This window comes from Sphingomonas psychrotolerans (assembly GCF_002796605.1).
Classification (GTDB): domain Bacteria; phylum Pseudomonadota; class Alphaproteobacteria; order Sphingomonadales; family Sphingomonadaceae; genus Sphingomonas; species Sphingomonas psychrotolerans.
This window is the reverse complement of sequence record NZ_CP024923.1, coordinates 808,934-830,726: the sequence shown is the minus strand read 5'-3', so window position 1 is coordinate 830,726 and position 21,793 is coordinate 808,934. Positions and strand designations below refer to the sequence as shown.

General features: G+C 64.0%; 27 protein-coding genes and 5 pseudogenes. 15 read left to right on the top strand and 17 right to left on the bottom strand.

The genetic code is table 11. The features are described 5' to 3' along the window. The first annotated feature begins 164 nt into the window (after positions 1-164). On the top strand, positions 165-641 hold the full coding sequence (locus tag CVN68_RS03520) for a helix-turn-helix domain-containing protein (protein WP_100280974.1): 477 nt from the start codon (positions 165-167) through the stop codon (positions 639-641). 207 nt (positions 642-848) lie between these two features. Here CVN68_RS03520 and CVN68_RS03515 read toward each other — a convergent pair whose 3' ends face one another. After that, positions 849-1,040, bottom strand: coding sequence for a hypothetical protein (locus tag CVN68_RS03515; RefSeq protein ID WP_100280973.1), 192 nt, complete (start codon positions 1,038-1,040; stop codon positions 849-851). A 147-nt stretch (positions 1,041-1,187) separates the two neighbouring features. On the opposite strand from CVN68_RS03515, the gene CVN68_RS03510 reads away from it, so the two are divergent. Beyond that, a complete protein-coding gene (locus CVN68_RS03510; protein WP_100280972.1) occupies positions 1,188-1,376 on the top strand; it encodes a hypothetical protein in 189 nt (62 codons plus the stop codon). Between the two features lie 185 nt (positions 1,377-1,561). Here CVN68_RS03510 and CVN68_RS24150 read toward each other — a convergent pair whose 3' ends face one another. From CVN68_RS24150 to CVN68_RS03485, 8 genes and pseudogenes are all read right to left on the bottom strand, one after another. Continuing rightward, complete coding sequence (locus CVN68_RS24150; RefSeq protein ID WP_267893733.1) at positions 1,562-2,053, bottom strand: EAL domain-containing protein; 492 nt, start codon at positions 2,051-2,053, stop codon at positions 1,562-1,564. A gap of 64 nt (positions 2,054-2,117) precedes the next feature. Next, positions 2,118-2,492 (bottom strand): annotated as a pseudogene (locus CVN68_RS24405) (EAL domain-containing protein); the annotation flags it as partial. Further along, a complete protein-coding gene (locus CVN68_RS23615) occupies positions 2,456-2,806 on the bottom strand; it encodes a diguanylate cyclase domain-containing protein (protein ID WP_233503563.1) in 351 nt (116 codons plus the stop codon). The gene CVN68_RS23615 and the pseudogene CVN68_RS24405, both read right to left, overlap by 37 nt. Positions 2,807-2,894: 88 nt before the next feature. Continuing rightward, the gene (locus tag CVN68_RS23860; RefSeq protein WP_233503562.1) at positions 2,895-3,524 is read right to left on the bottom strand and encodes a YadA C-terminal domain-containing protein; all 630 of its coding nucleotides are present in this window, start codon (positions 3,522-3,524) and stop codon (positions 2,895-2,897) included. Between the two features lie 75 nt (positions 3,525-3,599). Beyond that, a pseudogene (locus CVN68_RS24400) lies at positions 3,600-3,896 on the bottom strand (hypothetical protein); the annotation flags it as partial. A gap of 688 nt (positions 3,897-4,584) precedes the next feature. Then, positions 4,585-4,818 (bottom strand): hypothetical protein, encoded by a 234-nt coding sequence (locus tag CVN68_RS03495; RefSeq protein ID WP_233503561.1) that lies wholly within the window; start codon positions 4,816-4,818, stop codon positions 4,585-4,587. Between the two features lie 280 nt (positions 4,819-5,098). Beyond that, complete coding sequence (locus CVN68_RS03490; RefSeq protein WP_100280970.1) at positions 5,099-5,626, bottom strand: hypothetical protein; 528 nt, start codon at positions 5,624-5,626, stop codon at positions 5,099-5,101. A gap of 281 nt (positions 5,627-5,907) precedes the next feature. Then, positions 5,908-8,391 (bottom strand): protein kinase domain-containing protein, encoded by a 2,484-nt coding sequence (locus tag CVN68_RS03485; RefSeq protein ID WP_233503560.1) that lies wholly within the window; start codon positions 8,389-8,391, stop codon positions 5,908-5,910. Between the two features lie 119 nt (positions 8,392-8,510). On the opposite strand from CVN68_RS03485, the gene CVN68_RS03480 reads away from it, so the two are divergent. The 5 genes from CVN68_RS03480 to CVN68_RS03460 are packed head-to-tail and all read left to right on the top strand — an operon-like array spanning position 8,511 to position 12,202. Next, positions 8,511-9,095: a hypothetical protein gene (locus CVN68_RS03480; RefSeq protein ID WP_100280968.1), complete on the top strand. Its 585-nt coding sequence runs from the start codon at positions 8,511-8,513 to the stop codon at positions 9,093-9,095. Beyond that, positions 9,092-9,739: a hypothetical protein gene (locus CVN68_RS03475; RefSeq protein WP_100280967.1), complete on the top strand. Its 648-nt coding sequence runs from the start codon at positions 9,092-9,094 to the stop codon at positions 9,737-9,739. The genes CVN68_RS03480 and CVN68_RS03475 overlap by 4 nt, the downstream gene beginning before the upstream one ends. Before the next feature lie 14 nt (positions 9,740-9,753). Beyond that, the gene (locus tag CVN68_RS03470; RefSeq protein ID WP_100280966.1) at positions 9,754-10,416 is read left to right on the top strand and encodes a hypothetical protein; all 663 of its coding nucleotides are present in this window, start codon (positions 9,754-9,756) and stop codon (positions 10,414-10,416) included. Between the two features lie 35 nt (positions 10,417-10,451). After that, positions 10,452-11,795 (top strand): hypothetical protein, encoded by a 1,344-nt coding sequence (locus CVN68_RS03465; protein WP_100280965.1) that lies wholly within the window; start codon positions 10,452-10,454, stop codon positions 11,793-11,795. A 23-nt stretch (positions 11,796-11,818) separates the two neighbouring features. Beyond that, a complete protein-coding gene (locus tag CVN68_RS03460) occupies positions 11,819-12,202 on the top strand; it encodes a hypothetical protein (protein ID WP_100280964.1) in 384 nt (127 codons plus the stop codon). Here CVN68_RS03460 and CVN68_RS03455 read toward each other — a convergent pair whose 3' ends face one another. From CVN68_RS03455 to CVN68_RS03445, 3 genes are read right to left on the bottom strand one after another with little or no spacing between them, the layout of a single operon-like run. Next, positions 12,203-12,541, bottom strand: a complete 339-nt coding sequence (locus CVN68_RS03455) for a hypothetical protein (protein ID WP_100280963.1) — start codon at positions 12,539-12,541, stop codon at positions 12,203-12,205. It abuts the gene before it with no gap. Further along, positions 12,538-13,077, bottom strand: coding sequence for a Rossmann-fold NAD(P)-binding domain-containing protein (locus CVN68_RS03450; protein ID WP_100280962.1), 540 nt, complete (start codon positions 13,075-13,077; stop codon positions 12,538-12,540). The genes CVN68_RS03455 and CVN68_RS03450 overlap by 4 nt, the downstream gene beginning before the upstream one ends. 57 nt (positions 13,078-13,134) lie before the next feature. Next, positions 13,135-13,659: a hypothetical protein gene (locus CVN68_RS03445; RefSeq protein WP_100280961.1), complete on the bottom strand. Its 525-nt coding sequence runs from the start codon at positions 13,657-13,659 to the stop codon at positions 13,135-13,137. Positions 13,660-13,859: 200 nt separating this feature from the next. Between CVN68_RS03445 and CVN68_RS03440 the strand changes: the two genes are divergently transcribed. The 3 genes from CVN68_RS03440 (at position 13,860) to CVN68_RS03430 (ending at position 14,891) form a co-directional block, all read left to right on the top strand. Then, positions 13,860-14,231 carry a hypothetical protein gene (locus CVN68_RS03440; RefSeq protein WP_100280960.1) on the top strand — a complete coding sequence of 124 codons (372 nt, stop codon included), beginning with the start codon at positions 13,860-13,862 and terminating at the stop codon, positions 14,229-14,231. A 71-nt stretch (positions 14,232-14,302) separates the two neighbouring features. Continuing rightward, the gene (locus tag CVN68_RS03435) at positions 14,303-14,656 is read left to right on the top strand and encodes a hypothetical protein (protein WP_100280959.1); all 354 of its coding nucleotides are present in this window, start codon (positions 14,303-14,305) and stop codon (positions 14,654-14,656) included. 4 nt (positions 14,657-14,660) lie between these two features. Further along, entirely contained in the window at positions 14,661-14,891 is a 231-nt protein-coding gene (locus tag CVN68_RS03430) for a hypothetical protein (RefSeq protein WP_100280958.1), read from the top strand. 9 nt (positions 14,892-14,900) lie between these two features. Here CVN68_RS03430 and CVN68_RS03425 read toward each other — a convergent pair whose 3' ends face one another. Continuing rightward, on the bottom strand, positions 14,901-15,422 hold the full coding sequence (locus tag CVN68_RS03425) for an ECF-type sigma factor (protein ID WP_158298711.1): 522 nt from the start codon (positions 15,420-15,422) through the stop codon (positions 14,901-14,903). A gap of 59 nt (positions 15,423-15,481) precedes the next feature. Between CVN68_RS03425 and CVN68_RS03420 the strand changes: the two genes are divergently transcribed. The 3 genes and pseudogenes from CVN68_RS03420 to CVN68_RS03410 all read left to right on the top strand — a co-directional run. Beyond that, the gene (locus CVN68_RS03420) at positions 15,482-16,078 is read left to right on the top strand and encodes a helix-turn-helix transcriptional regulator (protein ID WP_158298710.1); all 597 of its coding nucleotides are present in this window, start codon (positions 15,482-15,484) and stop codon (positions 16,076-16,078) included. A 298-nt stretch (positions 16,079-16,376) separates the two neighbouring features. Next, positions 16,377-16,535, top strand: a pseudogene (locus CVN68_RS24395) (NAD(P)-dependent oxidoreductase); the annotation flags it as partial. Between the two features lie 8 nt (positions 16,536-16,543). Beyond that, positions 16,544-16,773 (top strand): annotated as a pseudogene (locus tag CVN68_RS03410) (tyrosine-type recombinase/integrase); the annotation flags it as partial. 358 nt (positions 16,774-17,131) lie between these two features. On the opposite strand, the gene CVN68_RS23855 reads toward CVN68_RS03410, so the two are convergent. Next, positions 17,132-17,371: a hypothetical protein gene (locus tag CVN68_RS23855; protein ID WP_233503559.1), complete on the bottom strand. Its 240-nt coding sequence runs from the start codon at positions 17,369-17,371 to the stop codon at positions 17,132-17,134. A 441-nt stretch (positions 17,372-17,812) separates the two neighbouring features. Here CVN68_RS23855 and CVN68_RS23610 point away from each other — a divergent pair, with 441 nt between their 5' ends. After that, on the top strand, positions 17,813-17,983 hold the full coding sequence (locus CVN68_RS23610) for an RHS repeat-associated core domain-containing protein (protein ID WP_199560206.1): 171 nt from the start codon (positions 17,813-17,815) through the stop codon (positions 17,981-17,983). Between the two features lie 9 nt (positions 17,984-17,992). Continuing rightward, positions 17,993-18,280 carry an RHS repeat-associated core domain-containing protein gene (locus CVN68_RS23605; protein ID WP_199560205.1) on the top strand — a complete coding sequence of 96 codons (288 nt, stop codon included), beginning with the start codon at positions 17,993-17,995 and terminating at the stop codon, positions 18,278-18,280. A gap of 194 nt (positions 18,281-18,474) precedes the next feature. On the opposite strand, the pseudogene CVN68_RS03390 reads toward CVN68_RS23605, so the two are convergent. The 3 genes and pseudogenes from CVN68_RS03390 to CVN68_RS03380 all read right to left on the bottom strand — a co-directional run bounded on the left by CVN68_RS03390 (position 18,475) and on the right by CVN68_RS03380 (position 21,792). Next, positions 18,475-19,231, bottom strand: a pseudogene (locus CVN68_RS03390) (IS5 family transposase). Positions 19,232-19,372: 141 nt separating this feature from the next. Next, complete coding sequence (locus CVN68_RS03385) at positions 19,373-20,314, bottom strand: acyl-CoA thioester hydrolase/BAAT C-terminal domain-containing protein (RefSeq protein WP_158298709.1); 942 nt, start codon at positions 20,312-20,314, stop codon at positions 19,373-19,375. Positions 20,315-20,460: 146 nt separating this feature from the next. After that, complete coding sequence (locus CVN68_RS03380) at positions 20,461-21,792, bottom strand: sensor histidine kinase (protein WP_158298708.1); 1,332 nt, start codon at positions 21,790-21,792, stop codon at positions 20,461-20,463. Between the last annotated feature and the right edge of the window lies 1 nt (position 21,793).

The following is a 21,793-nucleotide window of genomic DNA, read 5'->3' as shown; positions in this document are numbered from 1 at the left end:
AGCGAGAATAAGTCGGCCCCACAAGGGAATAGGCATCATCGTCAAAGCCCGGTAAGCAAAATACTGCCTTAGCCCGTGGAGGCAATATTTTGCCTAGTCAAGTCACCTCGTCTTTTCTCACGCACGTAGCCGCAAATGTGCGTTTACGTCGCATCGCCGCTGGCATGAGCCAGAAAGTCCTGGCGGAAGCTTCCGGCGTCAGCCTGCGCATGGTTGGCGGGATCGAGAATGGTGCGACCAGCGTCAGCACCGCAACGCTCGACCGCATCGGTATCGCCCTCAATGCCACCCTCGCCGATCTCGTCGCAGACCCATCGGCCTCGCGCACCGCCCGAATTGACCGGGCCGGCTGGAGCGGCGAGCAAGGCGGCGAAGGCGTATTGCGATGGAGCATCGATGTCCGGCGCGAGGTCGAGCTATGGGAATGGCGGCTCGAGCCGGGCGAACGCTACCAGGCCGCGGCCGACCCGGCTGGATGGCATGTGATGATCTTCGTGGTCGCGGGAAGGCTCACACTCGAACTCGAGACTGAGACGATCGAGCTGAGTGCGGCGAACCATGTGTTCGACAGTGCCCAGGTCCACGCGTTCGCCAACTCGGGCAATGAGGCCGTGCGTTTCTTCCGATGCACCGCTTGGTGAAAGAGCGGAGGTCGGCTTCGGCGCCGCTTCGGCTCTGCTTAAAGCTACGCGATAGCAGGGCCGGCAGTCACGGCGGATTTACTCCCGTGCGAGACGACAAGCGGCAAGCTCACAGCTGAAGCCGCAGTCGATCGCGGGCGCCGTGCCTGCTGCGACCAGTTCAGCTTAGCTTAGCTTAGCTTAGCTTAGCTTAGCTTAGCAGCGCAGTCAGCCCGCGGCGCTCATTTTCGAGGCCAGGTTCACGGCCGCCCTGCCGAGCGTATCCTCGGCGGCGCGGGCCATGGTTTCCCAAGTGACCGCGGAGCGCTCATGCATCGCGCGGCGGTTCGGCAGGTCGGTGTTTTCGGCTGCCGCGCGCTGGGCTGCGGCATTGGCCAGATAGGTTTCGATCGTCGTCATCGCGCGCCGTATTGCCCAAATGCGCCTTCGCGTCGAATCTGGTCGGCATCGCAGTTGCCGGCGCCCGCAATATGCAAGGCGCCGGCGGGGCGCCTCGTTGGCCGTCCATGTTGACGCTGGCGATGCGTGACATGAATAGGGATCGGGATGGACGCTTGGCTCTTCTCGAATTCCGACAGACTGCATGCGCTGACGATCGACGAGCAGGGAAGCAACCTTCCCGCCGAGCTTGACCCGTGGACGCTGGTGCGATTCCATTCGTTGGACGGCACGGCGGCCGACGAGCAGGAGGCAATCGCCCTGATCGAGGAGCACGGCTATTGCTGTTTCGAGTAGGTCGCCGTGCCCGTCTGCTAATTCTGAGCTGGCAGAAGGATGTGGAGCGTGACCGAGCCTAAGCAGGTGCCCCGGCGTTATCCGGCGCAGCCTGGGCCCGGGCAAAGGTGGCGATGGTCGTTTGGACCCCTTCTATGGCCATCCAATGAGCCGCGAGGTTGAACTGGCTTTGCGGTGGCAGGGGCTTACGCCCGGCGCCTCACCGCCCCCTGTGCGTCAGGAGGCGTGCGCTGATTGGCACCGGCAGCCGTACCACCGGTGCGCGCACTTTCCGTGGCCACCGACGGCGTTTCGGCGGGCAGTGGCTGCCCCAACCGAAGCAGCAGATCGGTCATAGCATCGCGATCGACGGCCGGTGAGAACAAATAACCTTGCCCCAAGACACAGCCGAATGCGCTCAGTTGCGCGGCCTGGCTTTCCGTTTCTATCCCCTCGGCAACCACGCGGATGCCGAGCTGTTCGGCTATGCTCAAAAGTCCTCCGACGATCACACTGCTGGGGTTCCCCGGCGAGAGGCTGTCGACGCAGCTCTTATCGATCTTGAGGACATCCACCGGGACCGTCAGCAGATGGGTCAGCGACGCGAAACCGGTTCCGAAGTCGTCGAGCGCAACGCGCAGCCCTAGCGCTCGCATCGCCTTGATTTCGCGCGCGATGACATGGTCGCGGCGTCCCATAAACATTCTCAGTGATCTCGACGATGAGGTGCTGGAGCGGCACGTTGGCCGCCGCGAACGCGGCGCTGAGCTGGCCGCCGAGCTTGCCGCCGAGCTTGCCGCGGTGAACGTCGGCATAGGACACATTCAAGCCGACGTGCTGGACCGGAATGCCAAGATCGAGCCAACTCCTGATGTCCGCAACGATACGCTCGAGCATACGCTCCGTAAGCGAGCAGGCGATCTGCGCGTCCGAGGCCGCATCGCTGAAGGCCGCGGCGGGAATGATGTCGCCCTCCGGCGTGATCAGGCGGCATAGTGCTTCGACGCCGACGATTTCGCGCGTGTCGAGGCGGAAGATCGGCTGATAATAAGCCTCGACGCGGTTTGCGCGAAGGGCGTCCCCAAGGTCGCGGATGGCCGTCAGTCGTTCGTGATCGCGGTCCCGATTCCGGGCCAATAGCGGACAAACCCGCCCCGGCCCGTCTCCTTGGCGTGATAAAGCGCGAAGTCCGCTTTTTGTCGGACGGTTTCGACAGTTGTATCCTCAATTCCCAGCACGGCGCCGCCGATCGTCGCCGGTGGAGAGACCAGATGCCCGTCACATGACGCCGGCTCGGCAAGGCAATCGAGAAGCCGCTGCGCCGTGCCCGAGATGTCCCGAAGGTCCTCCAGCGTCTCCCAGATGATCGCAAACTCGTCGCCCCCGATCCGGAAGGCCTTCGCCGGCGCCGAGGCGGCGTACACATCCCAGTCGGATCGTTGAAATACCACAGCATACAAGCATCTGATGGTATTTTCGATAGCACTCGCCGGTCCGTCGGATGGGAGACCCGTCTCTGCCGCGAGAGGGGCTGCGCCCTTAGAAGCTGAAGCCAATCCCCATGCCCCCGCCGGAACCCTTGTGACCGCTCAAGCTGGCGCTGCCGCGAATTGCCACATGGCCGCCGCTCAGCATATGGGACGCACCGAACGCGACCGCCTGCTGACCACGCCACGTTCCCGCCCCGATTCCAATCGTGGTTCGACCCGGTTCGACCGCCTGGGGAATGTTCGCGCCCGCCATCGCAGCGGCGACGCCAGCATCTGCGCGGTCTCCCATGCGATCAAGATCGAACTTCAGTCCAGCGATCCGCTCGTTAGTGTACGCGTTGGCCAGCGAGAGCGTTTGCGCACCGACTTGATCGCTGTACGTGCGAGCGCTGGCGAGCGTAGCCACGTCCCCGGCGCGGGCGTAGTCCTGCGCCGAGACGAGCGTAGCCACGTCCCCGGAGTCCGCATAATCCCGCGCGGAAGAAAGCGTCTCGCTATCTCCTGCTGCGGCGAACGCCTGCGCCGAGGCGAGCGTCGTCGCCGCCGCGGCATCAGCATGGCTGTTGGCCGCAGCCAGCATCGCAGCATCGCCAATGTCGGCATAGCCCTGCGCCGCCCCCAGGGTCGCGGCGTCCCCCGCTGTTACCTGCCTGACCGACGCGGCGTCGGTGGCTGCCACCCCGTCGGCAATGTTTATGACGCGGCGTTTGAGCGTGGCATTGCCGAACGAGGCTGAATTGTCGTCGCTGCTCAGCGCTACCGAATCGGCGCCAATCGCTACCGAGCGGGTACCGGATGCTCTTGATCCCTCGCCAATCGCAACGCTCGAGGTCGAACGCGCTTGCGCATCGGCGCCAATGGCAACGCTCCGGGTTCGGGCATCGGCCCGATTACCAATTGCAGTAGAGGAAGTACCCGCGGCCCGTGCCCGGACCCCAATTGCCGTCGCCTGCGTGACCGACCGCGCGCCCGCCCCGACGGCTAGGCTGTTGCTACCTCGGTCGCGGCCCCCAGCTACCGACTGCGCTGACGCTGTCGAAGCGAGAAGCATCCCTACAGCTACGAGGCTGGTTCCTGCCATCATGCGGATAGGGGGAAGGCCAAACGTACTAGCAAGACGGGCGGTGAGGTGCGGACACTTCATTCTTGAAACTCCCTGAGGGATGACACGCAGGCACTGAATAGCCGCCTCCCAAGGTGCCCGCGTCCTTCGATCGTAGGATACCCGCCGCTACCGAACGCGCGGTTCTGTTGAGCCGCGCCCTTCCGGGGCTAATTGCTAGTAGGATATCACGCTGGCCCGATCCAGAACGGCGGCTATCGTCCTCTTTGCTCGTAAAAGCTGCTCGTCCGCAAATCACCAGTAGAGGACGTTCACTACACCTTGACTATCGTGATCGCGTTCGCGCCTTTGCGCCCTTCCGGGCGAGCCGAAAGGCGACCCCAACAAAGACCATGAAACCGATTTGACTGATCTTGAATGTGGATGTGAGGATCAGCAACAGGGCAGTCACACCTCCTTGTCTAGCCACAAGGATACTTCGTCCGCGATACATATGATGTCCAGTGTTGGGGCGTTAGCAGTCGGCCGCTTCTGGCATCCGCTTCCCTAGTTCTAAGAAACGCATTTCATGGATGCGGCATGAATGACCGAAGTTATGGAGCCGCGCTATTGGTCTTGGGTGGAACTCCACCTTTGAACTCAATTCTCACAGCGAGAAACGGCGCTGATCCGCGGTTCAAGACGGCATGCGGGCCTCCGGCTCACCTCTTACGGTCTGGGTGACCTCAAACGCAGGTGCGTCGATGCGCTTCGTTTCAACCGGCCTGCCGTCAACCAGCTTGTAGGCAATGTAGGTAATCGGCTGGGGCTGTTCGAAATACATCACGCTTGGCCCGCGGTGATCGTGTATCGGCTCAATCGCGCCGGGCGCCACCTCAATCCGCACGACTCGAATCTTGTCGTCTTCCATCAAGACCCGATGGCTCTTTGGCACAGCGGCGACTGCATCGAAAACCGAGGAGCAGTTTGAATCCCAAGCAAAAACACCCAAATCATCGCGCTCTCCGTATCCTAGCTATTACATCTGGACACCAATGCGGTGCCCCAGCACCACTGTGATGTAGAACCAATTTTTCGATGTGCTCCGCGTTCGCCGGCACATGACCAGTGCGGTCATTGCGACAGGCCAGTCGACCTCCGGGAGCTGCCATTTGCGCGGCTCTCCCGAAATCCGTGAAGACGTGCCGGGATCATTCGATTTGGCGCGAGCAGGTTACGCGGACGTCCATCGCGACATAATTTCCGCGGGCAGTGCCCGGCGCGCGACCGGTGAGGCTCACCTGACTGATCCGCTCGAACTCTGGCTGCTCCTCACATGTCGGCGGCGTGAAGGAAAACGCGTGATGATTGGCGTGGCCGATGTGGACCGTGTTTCCAGGAAGGAGAAAATATTCGTCCGCCCCGGGGCTGTCCTTGTCCTTCAGGTCGAAATGAACCTTAACGATCATCTGGCGCTTGAGATAAACCCCGGGGATCGTGATCGTTGACAGCGCCGTCTGCGGATATTTGCCGAGGATGACGGGCTCTTCGGTGCTCCAGATCGTCTGCCGGTTCCATCCGCGCAGCCGCAGCCGACTGGCGAAAGCTATCCGACGAAGCGAAGCTCGCCGAAAGCCAGATATTGCCGTAGATTTCGCCACGTCGGTGCCGCCGGCACTGAGGCGGACACCCTTGACCGCGACTTGCCACCGCGCACCCGCCCGATTGCATTTCTCCACCAGATTTCGCCACTTCAGTTCCGCCTCGCTCAGCTCCTGCGGCCCGGAGACGATCGGCGGTTTGCGAGTGGGGGCGGGCGTTCGCAGTCCGGTTGGCAGTTTGCCGATCAGCGGCTCGGCGCGCTGGCCGGCGGGCAGAGTTTGGGTGAGCAGTGCCAGCCCCGCGGCATTCCGTACGACATCAAGTCTCCCGCGCTGAACACGGACAGTGCCGAATCAGACCTGAGCCACGCGTAAATTGCCTGCTTCGGCGCAGCATCCCATGTTCGAAGGATGGCGCGTCAGCGTGTCCGGACTGCGCGGCTGAGACGATCGTCCATTGCCTTCATGTCCTGGTGATAAACGGACGCCGCGGCACCAAGCTGGGCGAACCGCGACCTGGCCCCCAGCATGGCAGCGCGCGCGCCCGCCACATTCCGACGGACCAGCGCCAGGCGAGCGCGGGTCAGCAGGCTCACTGCATGCGTCGTATCGATCGGCTGCTGCGCCTCAAGCCGCGTTAATACGGCGGCAAGGAGCCGTTCGGCATTCTCCACTCGGCCGAGATCTGAGAGCGCATCGGCGCGGGCAAGCTCGATAAGCAGGGTCGCGGGAGTTTCTGGCCCGATATGTTCGGCGGAAATCGGCAGCGCTTCATCGAGCAGTTGGAGAGCTTTGCGGGGCTGCCCCTGCAGGTTGAGCAGCCTGGCGTAGCGCAACAGGTCAACGGCCAGCGCAGTCGATCGCCCGGCGCGCGCGCGGCGCTCCGCCACTACTTTGCTCAACAAGGCCGCTGCCGCGCCGAGGTCGCCCTGGCGCGTGGCGAGCCCGGCCTCCAGCCGCATCAGGTTCAACGCGCCGTTCGAATATTGCTGTTCGTTCCCGGCCAGCACCGCCTGGCCGCGGCGCACGATCACCAAGGCCTCGTCGGGCCGGCCAGCCTCGCTCAGATGTGTGACCAGATTGGTATAGCGCGTCGCAAGATCGCGATCATAGCCGGCATAGGCTCGCTCCGCCTCGGCCATATTGGCCATCAGCAGGGCGATACCTTCGTCGCGCTTGCCCTCCAGCCGCAGCATGAAGGCGCGAGCGCCGATCGCCTCGACATGCTCGCGGCGGAAGCGGCGCGGATCGGTCTGCCAGAAGCGGTCCACCGCCTCCAGCAGCCGCCGCGCTTCGTCGAAACGCCGATCGGCGACAAGCACGGTCGCCAGCTTCAGCTTGAGCCGGGCCGCGCCTGGCGGATCGTTGCGGCCGATCCCCCGCGCCATCGCTGCCTCGATAAGGGACCGAGCACCGGAACGGTTCTCGACCATCAGGTGCAGATCCGCCAGCGCCGCGACGATCGAAGCGGATTCGGCCGATTCTGGTGGAAGCGATTGCGCCAGCCGGTTGGCGGTGCCGTCGATCAGGTCGGTGGCGCTCATCTTCTTGATCCGAGCCGGATCACGCGCATCGCGGAATACCTGCATCATCGCTTGGTTGACCGCTTCCAGCCGCGCCGCTTCGGATCGCGCAACGTCGCGCTCTTCCGCAGCCATGCGGGCTTGCCAGGCGGTCCCGCCGACGCCCGCAAGAAGCACCAGGGTGATGATCGCCGCCGCCCCCAGGCTCCAGCGGTTGCGGCGGATCAGCCGGCGAACGCGGTACGCCCGCGAGCCCGACAAGGCAGCGACCGGCTGCAGCGCCTGATGCCGGCGAATGTCATCGGCCAGCGCATCGACGCTGGTATAGCGGTCTGCGGGCGAGCGTCGCATGGCCTTGCCCACGATCGCATCCAGGTCGCCGGCTATTTGCGTTCGCGTGACGTTCGGATCCTGCGCAGTGGCGCTCGGCGCCGGCGGCTCCTCGTGCAGCATGCGGCGCAGCATCGTCTGCCACAAATCATCCTCGCCGAAGCGCCAGGGATCGTGGCCGGACAACAGTTCATAGAGCACCGCCCCAAGCGAATAGATGTCGGTAGCGACGCTCAACTTGCCGCCGTTGAGCTGCTCGGGCGCGGCGTAGCAGGGCGTGGCCAGCGCTCGCGTGGCGGTCCGGTCGAACGCGAGCGGATCGATCAGCATCGCAATCCCGAAATCGAGCAAGCGCGCCCGCCCGGTGCGATCGACCAGTATGTTACCGGGCTTCAAGTCGCGGTGGACGATGAGTTGGGCATGGGCATAGCGGACGGCGTCGCATAGCTGGAGGAAAAGCTGGAGCCGGGTCGAAAGGTCGGCGCGCTCGGCTGCGCACCATGCGGTGATCTCGCTCCCCTCGACATATTCCAGCACCATATAGGGCCGGCCGTCGGGCGCGATGCCGCCGTCGATCAGGCGCGCAATTCCGGGATGCTCGAGCCCGCCGAGCATACGCCGCTCGTCCTCGAACCGGTGAAAGCGGCTTGCCGCTTCCGGGCGCAGCATCTTCAGCGCGGCTCGCTGGTCGAAATCGCCGCGCATGCGATGCGCGAGATAGACTTCGCCGCTACCACCCCGGCCGATCAGCCGCTCAACGCGGAAGCTGCCGACGATCATGTCGGGCGCAAGCGAGGCATAATCGAACGTTGGACCCATTTCCGGGAGTGCCACCGGTCGGTCGAGCACACCGCTGTGCTCGCTCGTCGCAAGCATCGCCCGCACGCCCGCCTCGACCTCCGGCAGCAGTTCCATCGCCGCGATCGCTTCCTCTCGCCCCGACGACAAAGCGCTGAGGTGATCGAACGCATCGAGGATCGCGGCCCACTCCGCCGAGCCGGGCTTCTTCAGCATCCGGCGATGGTATCGCGCCGCAGTGCCCCCGTCCACGTCTCCTCCGATCGAAGGACGCGTCCACCCGCAAGCCTGCGACAGCGCCAATAATCTTTGGCCGGATTTCCGCTCTGCGCACGTCAAACCATCGATACCCCCGTTCGAGGATGTTGAGGATGCAGATCAACCGGCTCACGATACCAATGGGCATTGCCGCCGCGACGCTGGTCGCCGCACCGCTGCGCGCGCAGACCTTCAAGCCGGTTATGGAGCCGATCAAGCGTCCACCGGCCCGGCAAGCCGTAGTCGCGCTGAAGAATCTGCCGCCGGAGATGATCAAGATGCACACCGGTGATGGCTGGCAGGCGCCCCGGCGCACGCCCGGCCCGCGCGCCGGAGTCACGCGCGTCTCGGTGCCGATGCAGAATTGCCGGCAGCCCGCGGACCTTATCGACCTTCGCCGCGCTCGCATGAACGGCTTCACCGTAGTCGCCTACCGGCTAGAGGAGGCGCCCGGGCCGCGCGGATACAAGCAGGCGGCCTCCGCGAATGTCCGCCCCTATCGCCGCAATGGCGAGCGGCTGTTGAACGCCAATAACCCGGCCGAGATCGACGTGTTCAGCGTCTCGCCTGGCCCGTGGGTGCTCGACGCGCCCGTGCGCGGCAAGACGCAGCGCCTGGGGTGCCAGGCGACCTGGCAGCTGTCGATCGACATGATCGGACCGAAGGGCAAGGATCCGATCACGGGGCGCACACGGTGAGCCCGCTCCGCATCGCGCTCGCACTGACCAGCATCGCCACGTCGGCCAGTATCGCTCGTGCGCAAGTGACGCCTTCACCACATATCGGCACCGGTAAGCTGGCGCCGGGCGTCACGATCCCTGACTGGAACGTCGTGCTTCGCCTGCCCAGCGTCGAGCTCGAGCGCAAGGAAGTGTTCGACTGGGTTGATCGCGACCTCACCCTGGCGATGCCGCAATTTTGGAGCCGCCCGGTACGCGACATTGCGCGCAATTACTCCAAATCGGCACTGGCGGTCGAACGCGTACGCAGCCGCGTCGGCTCGGCATGCGCGCCCTTCTATGATCGCATCGACCTGACCATGGTTCGGCTGCGGCGCTTCCGGCTGGTCGGCTACAATATCGAGCCGCTGCCGCCCCGTTACGGGCAGGTGCAGACATCCCCGGCCGAGGCGATCGCGGTCAACACCAGGGTTGGCGATGTCTTCTCCGCCTCGCTTATGGACGCGAACCAGATCCGCATCCGCCCGCCGCTGTTCGTCAAGCAGGAGGGCGCTCTCAATACCTGCTGGTCCGGATATTGGCTGACGGTGACGCTCGAAGGGCCGAAGGGCGCAAGCCCCTTCGGCGACTATCGCCGCCCGTCACACCGCGATAGTCGCTAGAAACGGGGATAGCCATGAAGACGCTGCATGTTCTGGCCCTGCTTGGGACGCTCGCCACACCCCGCGCCGCGCCTGCCCAGGATCGCTCCAGGCAATTGACTCCGGGCGTGGTCATCAAGCCGCAAGTCGAGTTCGTGAAGCGCGTCCAGATGCGCACCGTGAGGCTGAGCCACATCCCCGATTCCGCGCTGCATCTTCAGATCTGGCCGGGGTTGCAGGTCGCGCGCGTCGCGCCGGCTGCGCCCGGTGCGATCGGTACGGCCGGCGCAACTGTCTATGTCGCGAAACGCTGGCAGGATCCGGCGCCTTCGTCTCTGAACGACGCTTGCACCGAACCCCGGCTGCGCGGCGGCGACGAAATCGACATCACCGAGCCGAGGCGCCACGGCTTCCGGCTGGCGGACGTGACGATCACGTCGCTTGTCCCGCCCCAGGGTTATAAGACGGACAATGCGCCGTTCCGCCGGGGTGCGTACAAGGACGTCAACGGCAACGGGACGACTGATCTCGACCAGGTCGTCCGCATCCCGCTGAGTGCCCGGCGCCATCACATGTTCGTGCTGGGCGCTTTTTCGGTCCCCTGCTTCACCGGATATCGCGTCGATATTTCGCTGCGTGGCCCCGCGGATGTGGACCCGTTCAGCGGCCGCCGGATCACGCGCAGCCAGGTCAACTGATCCGCCCCCTACCTTTTGCAGTTCGGAGTTTTCGCTTGACCGTCCGCATTTCCTGCCGCCTGCTTTTTGGCCTAATCCTCGCGGGCACCACGGCCGGCCCCGCTCTGGCCGAGGGTACGCGCATCTATGTCCAGACCTTCGATCCACGCGCGGCGCAGGCCGACGGCCTCCGGATCCTCGCCGATCGGCCGGAGGGCCTGGAGACCTTCACCAGGACGGCGTGGAGCGCGGCGCGGGGGACCGCCTGCGACGAAGTGAAACAGCAACTGCCCGCTGCAATCCTGAAGCGGGATTCGGGCGCAAGGGTGCCTCCACACGAGATCAGCTGCGATTTCGGCCCCGCGACCAGCGTGGCCGTAAGCGCGAGCGGCAATAATCTGAACACCATGCTGCGGGTCGCCAGCAATCACGTCCGGTTGAAGATCGAGCTCGATGCCGGCCGGCCCGACTTCTACGTGAAGGTGCCCTTCTCGATCGAAGCAACGATCAAGGCGCATGCGGGTGATGCCGGACGGCTGCTCACTCTCGACGCAGTCACCGCGAGGGTCGATGCGGGCAAAGTCGATGTCGATGGCGCGACCGTGGTCGGCGATGCCCTGTTGAAGCTCGCCGAGTTCGCGAAATTCGACGTGGGCGCCGTCATCGCGAAGGGTGTCGAGAGCCAGCGCATCCCGGTGGATGGCGTGGGGGAAAGCTTCAACACCGCCTTGGCGGAGAGTGCACCGGGCCAGGTCGCGCAGGCTGTGTCGGTATCCTTGTGGCGGCAGGGCAATGTGACAGCGGTCGTTCTCGTCCCGCGCTTCCCCGCATTGCCTCGCGCACCGATCGCTGGCGCGATCATCGCCCGTCCCTCCATGCCCGATTGCTCCGACCTCACGGTGCGGGCGAGCGCCCATGGCCCAGGCAAGCTGGTCAGTCCTTTCGCGTCGCCGGTGCGCTTCACCCCGGGAGCTGAAGTGACCAGTGGCAGCGTCCAGACCGCCCGGGTCGGCACCCCGGTCGGCCAGGAAGGCGTGCCCGCCGAGCGGCGGTGCAGATATCGTATCGCTGACGCACCGATCGGCGCCAATCCAGTCGTCAACGCCGCCATCGGCCGCGCGCAAAGGCCGCAGCGATCGCTGACCGTGACCCCTGCAGAGCAAACCGCCCGCGCGCCTGCGAACAATGTCGACTTCCAGACCGCCTGGACCCTAGCCAGCAATCCCGACTGGCTCGAAACGCAGGAACGCCCCTTGGCGGGGAAGCTGCGGCCGGGCGAAGCAGTGACTCGCCCCGGTGGGGCCATCCGCGCCGGCGATACGATCCGCGGCGGCGTTCGCACACCCGCCACCCCCGCTGCCGGCAGGAAGCTTCCCGGCAAGCGCAAGATACTGCGCTGAAATCCCCTCGATGGAGAAATGATATGACTGGAATCCTCCCCCTCCTGCTCGCCACCGTCGCCGTCACGGCAACGTCCTTCGCCTCCGCGGCATCGCAAACCGCGCAGCGCAAGCCCGATCTCGCCGACATCGCCGCGGGTACCTATGAAGGCGCGGTGGTCGCCGATACGCGGGGCGGATCGCAGTCCGACGTCACGATCACGGTCAAGCGGGTCGCCAAGAATGTCGTGGAGGTATCGAGCGACTATGACCGCGTGCCGACCGTGCGCATCGGGCTCACGCGCGCGATGGATGCGATCCTCGCAGCCAGGCCCGGCAACGGCTTCCTGATCGAGCAGGCGAAAGATCCGAGGCGGCTCGATCTCTCGATCGACGGCGCGACCCTGATCGTCCGCAAGCAGGACTGATCAGGGCTTCCATAGTCCATCGGCCACGCGCCGCGGCACGATCACTGCCTCGGCCGCGCGCCCCTGGGCGTTGCGGACGAACGTCACCGATCCCTCGATGCTGACGCCGTCCCCCTGCCTACGTCCCGGCGCCTGCACCCCGGGCGGCGGCTCATAATGCAATGTCTTCACCGATACCCGCGGATGCCCAGACATCTGGATCGAGAAATTCCCCGGAGGACAGGGCGCCCGATTGCAATAGATCGGGACGTAAGTGACCGTCATCTTGCCATCATAGCGTTCCGGGGCGGGACCGCTGGCGGGGAAGACCTGGAGGGCGAGCAGGAACGGCGCGATCATTCGCAGTTCGGCTCCCCGGCCGCACATGAGTAACGCCCGCCACGGATCGGGAAGTTGAAGTTCCGGCCACCGCCATCCGTGCGCAGGATCAGGCGAACGTCGGGATATTGGCGATGCCCGGTCGCCGACCAGCGCACCTTGCCACCCGAAATCTGCGACACCCGCACCACCACTTCGCTATCGGAGTTGCGCACGATCGTCAGCACCGACCCCACGGTTTCATATTTGTTGCCGCCGCCGCGCGGTATCCGCGAGCTGGTGATGAAGCCCTGGACGGCATTGGCCAGCCCCGCACCCCGGATCACATGCTCGCTCCCCAGCCGGAACTGGATGCCGGATCGCTTGCCGTCGATCGTGTCGATCCAGCCCTTGCGGTCCCACGATGCGTGCATCACGCCGCGTGGCACCGCGTCCGCCGGCCCGGGCGGCAGGGCGCCGGCGTCCACCACGGTGTTCGGCGTAAACACCTGCGGCGCCGGGCTCGGCTTGGGCCGCAGCGGCCGCTGCGCCTGCACCTGCACCTGTGCCGAAGCCATGTGGGCCCCGCAGCAGGCAAGGCTCGCAGCTAGAATCAGGCGATACATATAAGCTCCTCAGCGGGGCGACAGGCCGCGCGGGCCGGTCACGTAAAAGGTCAGGTTGTATTCCGACCCGCACGCGGTGAACGCGCGATCGGCATCAGGAACCGGGACATGGCGCCCGAATTTCGCACCCGTGACATCGAACGGTTTGTTCAGGCTGAAGCTGGCATCGCGCCGCATCCGCCACGCGCCCCACTCGACCTTGAGGAAGGTCAGCTCGTCCACCTTCTGCCAGGTGCTGGCGTAGCTGCCGGTGAAATGACCGTCGGTCGGGCCGTTTTCCATGGCGATGCGCGAGAGGCGGAAGCCGGGGCGCAGTTCCAGCGCCGTCTCCAGCTGGGTCAGGTTGATCCGCTCGCTGCCCGCGCCGGGGCAGAGGCGGGTGCGCTGGTCCTTCGGGAAATCGAGGTACCGCGTGACGGTGATCGAGCCGTCCCGCTCTGCCGTGACAAACTCCCTCCCGCGGTTCCACGCCTTGATCCGCAGGCCGGCATCCTCGAGCGCGCGTTGCTCCCAACGAGTCATCGCCAGCTTCACTTCGGCTTCCTCGGCCTCGAAGCTGCCGCCGCCGATCGTGAAGGATGCGCAGCCCCCCGTTCGACGGCCCGATCACAATCAGCAAGGTCAGCTGGCTCTTCGACGGAAAGCCGGACTGCCCTGCCGGCACCTGCGCGACGATCAGATCGTCTTCCCGGCGGCTAATTGCGAGGTTCGCCGCATAGCGTCCGTCACTCGACTTGAGCACCAGCACGTTGGCGTTCGACAGCCGCCCGAAGCCCTGGCCCCGGATCGAGTGGACGCTGCCCGGTCGAAATCCGAAGTTCCGCCGCTCTCCGTCAATATCGGAGACGAAACTGCCGTCAGGATTGCTGACCAGCTTCGTCCTGCCGACGAGCAGCGGTACTGGCACCGGTCGATTGATGATCGGGCGAGGGCGCGCCTTGATCTTGATCGGCAATACCTGTGCCGACGCGGTTCCAGCCCAGCCCAGCAGGGCCGGGGCGAACACCGCCCGCCCCATCTCGCGCTGCATGGAAACCTCGCGGGCGCAATGCGCGTCCAGCATCGAATTGGCAGGGGCAGACCGGGTGGACATCTCCCAAGCCTAGAACGCCACGCCGCGCCGCACGTCCTCCGAATGTGGGAGGCGTGCAGCGATTTCGAGGGATAGGCACTGCGGATGCGCCACCTCCTTCCCGCTTTGCTTTGTACCGTCCCTCTTCTGTGCAGTGCGGCCCCGCCGCGCACCGTGACGATCCAAAATCGCACGGCGAACGTGCTTCGCGGCGTCTATCTGTCGCCGGCCAGCGTCGATGCCTGGGGTCCCGATCGGGCCACCGAAAATGTCCGCATCAAAGGGAAGCTGACTTTACCCCTTCCAGGCCCGGGATGCCGCTGGGACGTGCGTGTGCTGCTCGGTAATCGGCCGGGCGAACAGATTTTCCGCAATCGCGATCTTTGCCGCAATCCGGTCATCACTGTCGATGGCCGCGGGCGTTTCCAGCGGGGCTCGGAAACACCCAGATGGAATTAGGGCGATGCCCGGGCCGCCGGCGACGCACAAGCCGACCCGATCCGAATGGACCCGAATCGACGCGTTGTTCGATGGCTTGGGCCTGCCGGGCCCGGTTCGCGAGGCCCGTCTGTCGCGGGTGGGGGATCCATTCGTGGTCGATCGCGTACGCGTTCTGCTGGATATGGGGAACAGGATCGGCGTGCTCGATGCTGTCGTGCCTCACATGGGCGTCTCATCGGTCAAGCTGCACTGAGTTTCCGTTTCACGACGATAGTAATTCGCTATGGATCCACGCCCGCGCCTGGGCCCAGCGGCGGCGTACCGTCCGTTCGCTCATGCCGAGGACTTGCGCCACTTCGGGCTCGGTCAGTCCGGCGAAGAACCGGCAATCGACGATCCTCGCCAGTTCGGGGTCAAGTTCCGCCAGCTCTGTCAGCGTGTCGCCTAGGTGGACCAGCATCTGGTCGTCAATCCCGTCGGCGACTTGCGCGGCTGCTTCGATCGGCAGGCGTTGCGCGCCCCCGCCGCGGCGCTCGGCAAGTCGGGCGCGGGCCGCATCGATCATGATGTGACGCATCGTCGTAGAGGCTGTGCGGACGAAATGCTCGCGGCTTTCCCAATCGTCCCGGGCGTGGAGCTTCATCCACGTCTCGTTGATGATCGCAGTCGTCTGCCATGTCTGCGGCGATCCCGCCCGGCGGAATTCGCGGTGCGCGGCGGTGCGCAGTTCCTCATAGAGCGCGCCCGCCAGCCTCTCGGCTCCGGCTGATTTTTCCGTCGTCATCTGGCCGGTTTCGTCCTCGCTTCGCGTCAACCGATAAAAGCATGCAGGAGCCACGCGCGATGTACAGCCGGACCATTGCCGCCAACGAGGAAGCCCCCGTCTTTCTGCGGCGGCCCGCCCCGAACCCGAGACCGACAGCGCAGACGCCGGAGGTCATCGTCATCGAAGCATCGGGCAAGCTTGTCGAAGCGACCGTCGGTGGCCACAAGCTTCTCGCCGAAGGTAGCGTCTTGCGCTGCAGCTTTGGCCGCGTCGCCGGTGCCACCCAAATTGTCGCCGGGCGCCTTGACGCGGCAATCGCCAGCACCATCGCTCACAGTCGCGCAAGCGCGACGTTCGAGAAACCGCATCAGCGCCTCGACGCCGAGTTCTTCGCCATCCAACCCGGGGGCGACGGTGCTCCTCGCATCATCATCCTGTTGAAGCCGGTGCGCATCGGGCAGGTTCCCCGGCTTCGAGCGGTTCGGTCTGCTTTCGGGCTGACACAGGCGGAATTCCGCTTGCTCGAAGCACTATACGCAGGTTGTTCAATTCCGGAGGCCGCTCACCTCCTGGGCGTGGCCCGGAGCACGGCCCGAACGCATTTACAGCGCGTTTTCGACAAGACAGGAGTGCGCCGCCAGGCCGACTTGATGCGCGTTGTGGCCTGCGGCTGATCTGGCCCAGGGATCCGGGTAAACCGGACGTCAACGATTGAACGATCCAGCGCTGGCTGCGCACTTAGAGTTGGACTTTCCTGGGTACGGATGACTGCGCCGATTATTCGCGGTCATTTGCAGGCTAATGTCGCGCACGGCTGCAATTCGCGATACTGCTTTTGAGAGCTGCCAGCCGCTAACGCCTATAAGCAGTTAGGCTGCTTTCAGCATCAGTTGCGGTCGGCAACGCGTCCATTTGTCGCCTTCCAGCGCGCCTGATGCGATCCCTAAACCCGCCATACGCTCAGATTTGGAGATCGGCCGGCGCACCGGCACGTTCCGGCTCGGCGGTGATCAGCTGGTCATCGATGAAGCCGGCGATAGCAAGATCAGCTTTGCGGACTACGCCATCGCCATGGTCGACGAGCTCGAAGAGCATCGCCACAGCCGCAGACGATTCACCGCAGCATATTGACGTGCAGGTTCCCCGTCATGGCCGCGACGCTGCTCAACGAGATGGGACTATGGCATGCTGACGCCATCGAGCGTCAGTTGGCGCACTGCGACAACAACGCCGGCCGCCGCGCCTATACGCGCGGAGAGTATTGGGACGAACGCGTGCGCATGATGCAGCACTGGTCGGATCATTCGACTTCCTCCGCGACGGCGCCAAGGTCCTCAAGGGCAAATTCGGAAGGGCGAAAAGCAGATAGTCGCCCGGGGGCATCATCTGCATTGGACGCCAAGTCGTAGCATGAAGCGGACCGGCGCTAAGCGCGTAGCGGCAGCTGACTATGACCGGTTTCCACAAATCGCCAATGTTCAGCGCAGAAGTGGCGCAAGGGGCGCGATCGCGAGGGTGAACGGCGGGACTTCGACGAGAACCCCGCCCGAAAGCAGCACTCCCCCGCCGTCCGCTGCGTCCGATAGCAACGAGATCAGCGCTCGGCTACACGGAAGAATGATACCGATGGTCCCGGTGCCCCCCTCTCCGCCAATTCGGCCTTCCATCATATTGATAATAAACAATACTTCTTGGTAGAAGAATTTTGGCCCCATTGCCGGTCCCGTTTACGCTCGCCGCCTCTCCACTCGGCCGCTGCGCGCCATGAAGCCGACGCTGGCGACAGCGATCACCGCCACGGTTGCAGCAATCCTGTCGAGCAGCGTGCCTTCCAGCATCGTACCTCGGCGATGATCGCGCCTGATCGCGATGGATTGCTTAAGGAGGAGTCGTACGCAGGCAGGGTGGAGTGGTGGGGTGGGATGCAAAGCGGCCGGTACGAAGGCATCCTGTGCTTTGATCCACATCCGATCAAATGAACTATCGAACCTAATCCGCGGCTAACATTCATAAAAGTATTGTGACGGGTGATGACTTGTGCTCTCTTCATGTGCGCAACGAAGACGGGGGCTGCGGGCGAACGTTTATTCTGCAATTCGCGCACCCGCATGCGCATTTCTGTGAGGGGACAAAGATGCGTACGCTCCGCCGAGCCATTTATTGGCCTCTTGCGCTTTCACAGCATCGGCCGCCATTGCCTCCGAGTCGATCACATACACCTATGATGCCAAGGGTCGGCTGGTTAAGGTCGAGCGTGCCGGTGCAGTGAACAATGGCGTCAAGTACGAGTACACGCACGACAAGGCGAACAACGGTCGCAACCTCAAGGTCACCGGCTCACCCAACCCTCCGCCGCCGTAAGGCGCCCCGACATCCAAGGGAGGCACATAATAAGGGGTTCGGGCAACGTGATCGGGGTCAATCGCTACGACGAATACGGCATTCCCGCTTCAACCAATATCGGCCGCTTCCAGTATACCGTCCAGGCATGGCTGCCCGAGCTCGGCATGTACTACTACAAGGCGCGCATCTACTCGCCCACGCTGGGGCGATTCATGCAGACCGATCCCATCGGGTAGGGCGACGGGATGAACTGGTACAATTATGTCGGAAGCGACCCGATAAACAAAACAGATCCGACCGGTTTGGACGGGAACGAGATAGTTGTTACGGGTACCAGATTATCAACCGCGTCATCGATCACCAGCCTTCCCACGATGTCGGATAATTTTGGGCCCTCTCGTGCCAACCCGGCTACCGTTACTGCTCAGCTGGACAATTTCGGTGCGAAGGCGATGCAAAGAAAAATATCTAAGAATAAGGTAAAAGATTATTGTCGGTCGAAGGGGTCAGAAGGCATTCCGGACGGCAATTGAGGTGGTGCGTGCAAAAAGCATGAATAATGCTATGCAACTCCCGGTAAGATCAAAGAGGCATGCGATATAAATCTCTTCACCGATATTATATCTGAATGTTCTAGGAAAACATATTATGTTGGATCTCCCGCATGCGCAAATGTTGGCCTGCTATGTTCGGCCGTCTTGGTATTATTAGGGTCAGGACTCGTTGATCAGAGCCAGAAGATGACGGTGCTGCGAGCGCGATGGCGGAGAAGAAGACGGTTGGGCATCGGTCGTAGCGGGTGGCGACGCGGCGCCAGTCTTTAAGGCGCCCGAACATGATCTCGATGCGGCTGCGGCGCCTGTATCTGCGCTTGTCGTATCTGACGGGCTCGTTGCGGGATTTCCGACCCGGGATGCACGGTTCGATGCCCTTGGCCTGCAGAGCGTCCCTGAACCAGTCGGCGTCATAGCCACGGTCGCCGAGCAGCCACTGCGCCTTCGGAAGATCGTCCAGCAGCGCTGCTGCGCCAGTGTAATCGCTGACCTGCCCGGCGGTCATGAAGAAGCTGAGCGGGCGGCCTTCTGCATCGGCGACAGCGTGTAGCTTCGTGTTCATGCCGCCTTTGGTGCGACCAATCAGCCGGCCGAGATCCCCTTTTTAACCCGCAGGCTCGATGCCGTGCGGTGCGCCTTCAGATAGGTCGCGTCGATCATGACCGTCTTTGGCTCGGCATCCGCTGCAGCAAGCCCTTCCATCATCCGCGCAAACACGCCTTTCTCGCTCCACCGCTTCCAGCGGTTGTACAACGTCTTGTGCGGACCATAGTCCTTGGGTGCATCCCGCCATCGCAGCCCGTTGCGGTTGACGAAAACGATGCCGCTCAACACCCGTCGATCGTCGACGCGAGGCTTGCCGTGACTCTTGGGAAAGTACGGTCGCAGGCGCGCCATCTGCTCGTCCGTCAGCCAAAACAGGTTGCTCATCCCAGTCTCCTCTCGGAGCCTGAATCAGATCCCAGCCCTCGCATCAATGGGTCCTGACCCTAAAGCGGCCGTCCATCCATGTCGTAACAGCTTGGCGACTTCGATCCGCTGAGCATGGGAATTCCGACGCGATTCGACAACTCAGGGCCGCAGCGAGCGCTTGAGAAACGCGACCACTTTTGGCCAGGCGTCAGCGCGCGCTTGGGCATTCGCGATTGGCGAGCCTCCTCCCCGCGGATCTTCGCGCGGCTCAGCAGAACCACCGGCGAGATCGTGACCTGCATCCGGATAGATGAGGGCTTCGGTCTTCAGGCCGGCGGCGTGTCGCGCAGCGACGATTGATCGGGCCATGCGTCCGGAATTCCACAGCCGGTCACGATCTCCCGCCACCAGCATCAGCGCCCCCCGATACCGCTCGACCGGGATGCACGCGGTGGCTTCACGCTCGGGATGATCCGCCCGGCCATTCTCGTGGATCGCGCGCAGATCGGCCGCGGGTCCAGCCAGCAATCCTTCGGAAAATCCTCGATACGGCATGAAGGGCAATGGCTTGCCTTCGAACGAGAAGGAGGATCGGGTGCCTTCGGCCTCAAAGGTTTCCAGGCCCCAGCCTTCCCACACCAGATCGGACGGAGCATAGGCCACGACGCTGCGTATCCAAGGGTAGCGGCTGGCTGCGATCAGCGCGAATTCCGCGCCCTTCGAGCCGGCGAACAGCCCCAGCCTGTCGAGGTCAAGACCGTGATCGTTCTTCAGTGCTACGCGCAATCGGGCCAGTTGGTCGACGCGGATATCGACGAAGCTCCCCGGAAGGTCCGGAAATTGAGGCGGCGGGGCATGTTCGCCCCAGGCCTGCGAATAATAAGGAAGGCTGATCGTGGCGTAACCGAGCCGGGCAAGGATGGGGCCGAAGCGTCGACCCGCGCCATCGCCGCCTTCCGCTCCCGGTAGAATGACAATGGTTGGAAGGCGCCTGGCCGGTCCGGCCAGGCGATAGATTATGGCGTGCGGAAAGCCGGCGATCGGCGCTTCGGCAATCGCGTCACCGACCGCCCGTTGCGCCCTCGCCATCGCCATCGCCATCGCCGGGAACAGCGCTGCGGCGGGAGCGGCGATCAGGCCGATAACGACGCCGCGGCGATCGATGACTGAAAAGCTGCTCATGGGATTCCTTGACCGGTGTGGACCGGCAGGTATTTCCGGTTTGTATCGCTAATGTGTCCTTTGCCCTATGAGCGAGGAAGCATCAGCGTCGCGCTCAGGCCGGGCGAGCGGTTGCGCAGCTCAAATCGTGCCCCCAACACCCGTGCGATGTCGTGGACGATCGACAGTCCCAGACCCGTTCCCGTTCGCCCATCGGTGCGAGATGCGTCCAGCCGCTCGAACGGTTTGATCGCCTCGGCCAGCGAGTCGTCCGGAATGCCGGGGCCGGTGTCGTCGATTCGTATGACTGCCCAACTGAGTGACCCGATGAGGCTGATCCGTGCCTGCCCACCATATTTCACGGCATTGTCGATCAGATTCTCGACGGCGCGGTTCAGCAGATCGCGATCAGTGACGAGGATGATGGGTTCGCCCGTCGTCATTGCCACGTCGTCGCCGGCCTCCACCCTGCCGGCGACCAAGGTGCGGAGCAGTTCGAACAGATCAACCTCGCTGAGCTGCGGTGGGCGTCCACCGATTGCGGCAAAGTCCAGCATCTCGCCGATCATGCTGGATAGTCGCGACAGGTCGCTACTCATTCGTCCACGCAGTGGCTCCTCGATCGCGTTGGCGCGGAGCCGGAGCGCGGTGATCGGGGTTCGCAAGTCGTGCGCGATCGCCGCGATCAACCGCACGCGTTCCGCAGCCTGGGCCACCAGGCGATTGTGCATCCCGTTCATCGCGCGCGCCGTTGCTCGCACCTCCAGCGGCCCGACGAGTGCGAACGGGTCTTCTCCCGCCATTCGCGAACTTGCCGCTCTCCGCCCCAGTTGTTCAACAGGGGCGACGATCCGGCGCGCGATCAGCCATACGGGCGCTGACAGTAAAACGGTGGCGATCACGAATGCCGCCAGAATTCGCCAGCGCCAGGCCGTCCGGACGGGATCGTCCGGGATGCCCCAACGCCAGTTGCCGTCGTTCAGCCTGACCGCGCCGGTGAAGAGGGGCAGAAGCGTCAGCCGGCTGACGGCCGCGTCATCGCCCGAGCGCAACTTGACGCCCGAAGCGCTGCTCCGCACCAGAACGTCCCGTTCCCCAACGAGCAGGATGCTCTCACCCGTGCCGGCCGCACCCTGAGGTTCGCCAACCCAAATCGCGCGCACATTGGCCGGGTCGACCCGAAGCCCCGCGGCAAGACTGGCTTCGACGAGCGGACTACGCCGGCCGACCGGCGGCGCGGTCCTGACATCAGTCTCGATCACCCATGACGGCTTGGCTTCAAGCGCCCAGACCATCTCCTCGATATTCATCTGGCCTGCCGTCGGCGCCGGAATGGCAAGTGCGAGCGCAAAACTGATCCCCATCGCCACCAGCAGAACCAGCAGCGCCAGGCCAGCGACCTGCGAGAAGATCGACAAC